2 protein-coding genes are annotated in these 3,736 nt (G+C 65.0%); both read left to right on the forward strand.

What is annotated here, in order from left to right; all coding sequences use genetic code 11:
- Positions 1-221: 221 nt before the first annotated feature.
- Positions 222-3,380: a TonB-dependent receptor gene (locus V6M46_RS09345; protein ID WP_332664100.1), complete on the forward strand. Its 3,159-nt coding sequence runs from the start codon at positions 222-224 to the stop codon at positions 3,378-3,380.
- Positions 3,381-3,568: 188 nt separating this feature from the next.
- Positions 3,569-3,736: pyrimidine/purine nucleosidase domain-containing protein (locus V6M46_RS19615; RefSeq protein WP_442880486.1), on the forward strand; the 168-nt coding region annotated here is incomplete at its 3' end.

Consider the following 3,736-nt stretch of genomic DNA (forward strand, 5'->3'; position numbering starts at 1 on the left):
CTGGCCGCCGGGCCGCTTCCCTGAAATCGGTTCGCGCCTTGTCACATGAATGACAAGTGACGAAGTTAGCGTGTTAAACTCTTGTTAGTGCCGGGGGACGCAGGGGACGCCCCAACCCGGTATTCCACCCAAGGACTCAGCGTGCCTGCAAGCCAGGCACCGCGGCGGGATGCCGCTTTCGCCACTTCAGCCATCTTTTTTCCTAGCAGGGTTCAACCACCATGACCAATCGCAACCGGGTTCGGCTCTCGAAGCTCTCCCTTGGCCTCGCCCTCGCGCTTGCCGCCGCGCCGGCGCTCGCCCAGACCACGTCCGCCGGCGTCGGCGGTGTCGTCACCGACGGCAGCGGCCAGCCGGTCGTGGGCGCGCAGGTGACCATCACCCATGTCGAGTCCGGAACGGTGAGTCGCGCGACGACCGACGCCAGCGGCCGCTACAACGCGCGCGGCCTGCGCGTCGGCGGCCCATACGAGATCACGATCAACAAGGACGGCGTCGGCTCCCGGACCGAAGAGGGTCTCTACCTCGACCTCAACAAGGTCACGGCGGTGAACACCCAGCTGGTGGACGCGTCCACGCTCGCGGCCGTCGAAGTGACGGGCTCGGCCGGTCTCGACATCTTCAGCCCCGACAACAAGGGCGTCGGCACCTCGGTCAGCGGTCGCCAGCTCGAGCTGACGCCGCAGGGCAATCGCGCGCTCGACGACATCGCGCGCCTCGACCCGCGCATCCAGGTGACCGACGCCGGCGACGGCTCGATCTCGGTCGCCGGCGTCAACAACCGCTACAACAACATCTCCGTCGACGGCATGTCGCAGGGCGATCCGTTCGGCCTCAACGCCAACGGCATGCCGTACCTCGGCACCCCGATCTCGGTCGACACGATCGCCGCGTACGACCTCAAGGTCTCCGACTACGACGTCGCGGCCGACACCGTCGGCGCCACGGTCAACGCGGTCACCAAGTCGGGCACGAACGAGTTCCACGGCTCGGTGTACTACGCGCTGCGCGACTCCGACTTCATGGGCGACCTGGAAGGCGACGAATACGCTGGCTTCGACAATGACCGTGTGGTGGGCGCCACCGTCGGCGGCCCGATCATCAAGGACCGTCTGTTCTTCTTCGCGTCGTATGAAGAGCAGAAGATCAAGAACTTCGGCGGTTCGAACACGTCCGACGGCATCGCCAACGGCGACGTCTCGATGGCGGACGTCGAGCGCGCGATCGACATCGCCGAGTCGCTGGGCCTGTATCCGGGCACGTACGGCTCGACCGGCGTGAACCTGGAAAACAAGCGCATTCTCGCGAAGCTGGACTGGAACATCACCGACTACCACCGCGCCAGCCTGACCTACCAGCAGACGGAGGAATTCCGTCCGTCGCCGTACGACCAGTTCTCCGACACGGTCGTGCTGAGCAGCCACTGGTACAACATCGACAACGTGACGAAGAACACCTCGCTGCAGCTGTTCAGCGACTGGACCGAGAACTTCTCGACCGAGGTCAAGCTCAGCCACCAGACCTTCGACCAGGTCAACGGCAACCCGATCAACCAGCCGGAAGTCGAGATCGAGACCGCCGACGGCGGCTCCATCTTCATCGGCGAGGACAACAACCGCCACGAGAACCAGATCAACACCGACCGCGTGTCGGCGGCGATCTTCGGTACCTACTACGCCGGCGACCACACGATCAAGGGCGGCTTCGACTGGATGCGCCACGACGTGTACAACCTGTACGGCCGCGACCTGCACGGCTCGTACGTGTTCGAGAGCCTCGAGGACTTCGAGAACGGCGACTACGACGTCTACAACCTGCGGACCCCGGCGCCCGGATTCACGGTGGCCGACACCGCCGCCGCCCTGGTCTACAGCCAGTTCAGCCCGTACCTGCAGGACACCTGGCAGCCGACCGACCAGCTGTCGATGACCTTCGGCGTGCGCGTGAACATCCCGAAGGCCGACAAGGCCCCGGAGGAGGCGCCGGGCTTCGAGGAGGCGTTCGGTTTCCGCAACGACTACAAGCTCGGTTCGGACAACAAGGTCGTCCTGCCGCGCTTCTCCTTCAACTTCAACTTCAACACCGAGCGCTACACGCAGCTGCGCGGCGGCATCGGCGCCTTCCAGAGCGTTCCCCCGTTCGTCTGGCTGGCCAACCCGTACCAGAACAACGGCGGCGTCTCGGCACTCTCGTATCGTTCGTTCGACCCGGACGACGCGCCGTTCAGCCCGGATCCGTACAACCAGAACGTGCCGACCGTCGGCAGCCCGTCCAACCAGATCGACGTGATCGATCCGGACTTCAAGCTGCCGACCGTCTGGAAGGCCAGCCTCGCCCTCGACCACGAGCTGCCGTGGTATGGCCTGGTGGGCTCGATCGAGTTCCAGCGCATCGCCTCGAAGGACGCCGCCCTCTACCAGGCGCTCAACATCGGTGAAGTGCAGGGCACGCTGTTCGATGGTCGCCAGTACTTCTACTGCAACCTCGGCAGCATCTCGTCGTCGAACAAGAACTGCGACCGCAACCCGGCGTTCAGCAATATTTCCACGTTGCTGACCAACACCGACGAGGGCTTCTCCAACTCGCTGACGCTGTCGCTGAACAAGCCGATGTCCAACGGCTGGTACGGCAACCTCAGCTACACCCGCACGAAGGCCACCGAAGTCGGCTCCGATGCCAGCTCGCAGGCCTGGTCGAGCTACCAGTTCGTCTCGCGCCTGAACCCGAACGAGGAGATCGCCGCGACCGCCAGCCGCGAGATCCGCAACTCGGTGAAGCTGTCGCTGGGCTGGGAGCGCGCGTTCTTCGGCGACTACAAGACCAGCGTCTCGATGTTCTACAACGGTCGCAACGGACTGCCGTACACCTGGCTGATCAACGGCGACCCGAACGGCGACGGCATCTTCCAGGACCGCGCCTACGTGCCGCTGCTTGACGACCCGAACGTGAGCTACGGGTCGGCGACGCCGGAGCAGATCGCCGCGTTCCATGCGTTCATCGACGGCAACAACTACCTGCGCGGCCACCGCGGCAGCATCGTCGGCCGCAACGAGACGCGCCTGCCGTGGGTCAACCAGGTCGACCTCGGGATCCAGCAGGAACTGCCGGGCTTCTTCGAAGACCACAAGTCGATCATCCGCCTCGACATCTACAACTTCATGAACATGCTCAACAAGGATTGGGGCGTGACGGAAGAGATCGGCGGTTTCGATTCGCGCTACCTGGCGCGCCTCGCCGGGATGACCGCCGATGGCGACTACATCTACGACCTGGGCTCCGCGTCGAACCCGACGTGGCAGGATCTGCGCCCGTACGAGGGTCGCGTTCCGCGTGTCGTTTCGCGCTGGTCGGCTTTGCTGACGCTGCGTTACGAGTTCTGATCCCGCGTTCGCGGGCTGAGTGACCAGGGCGGCCGGAGCGATCCGGCCGCCCTTTTTTTCGCAGCAAGGGGCTTCTGCCGGGTTTGGCGGGCTGCAGGCGGGTGTTAAAGTCCCCAGTCCCGAAGAAGAGACGAGCAGCAACGATGGAAGCGTCACTCTCCAGGGCGGAAACCGCGAAAGCCGCGGCGATGCCAGCCAGCCTCCCGACCTGCAACGCGCGCATCTCCCCGCGTGGCGGCCTGGACATCCTTTCCCGCGACGAGATCGCGCGGCTGCAGACCGCCTCGATCGGCGGCCTGCGGCACCTGCTGCGGCGCTGCGCGCTGGCGGTGCTGACGACCGACTCGGACTCCGAC

This window comes from Aeromicrobium sp., from assembly GCF_036676885.1.
Classification (GTDB): domain Bacteria; phylum Actinomycetota; class Actinomycetes; order Propionibacteriales; family Nocardioidaceae; genus Aeromicrobium.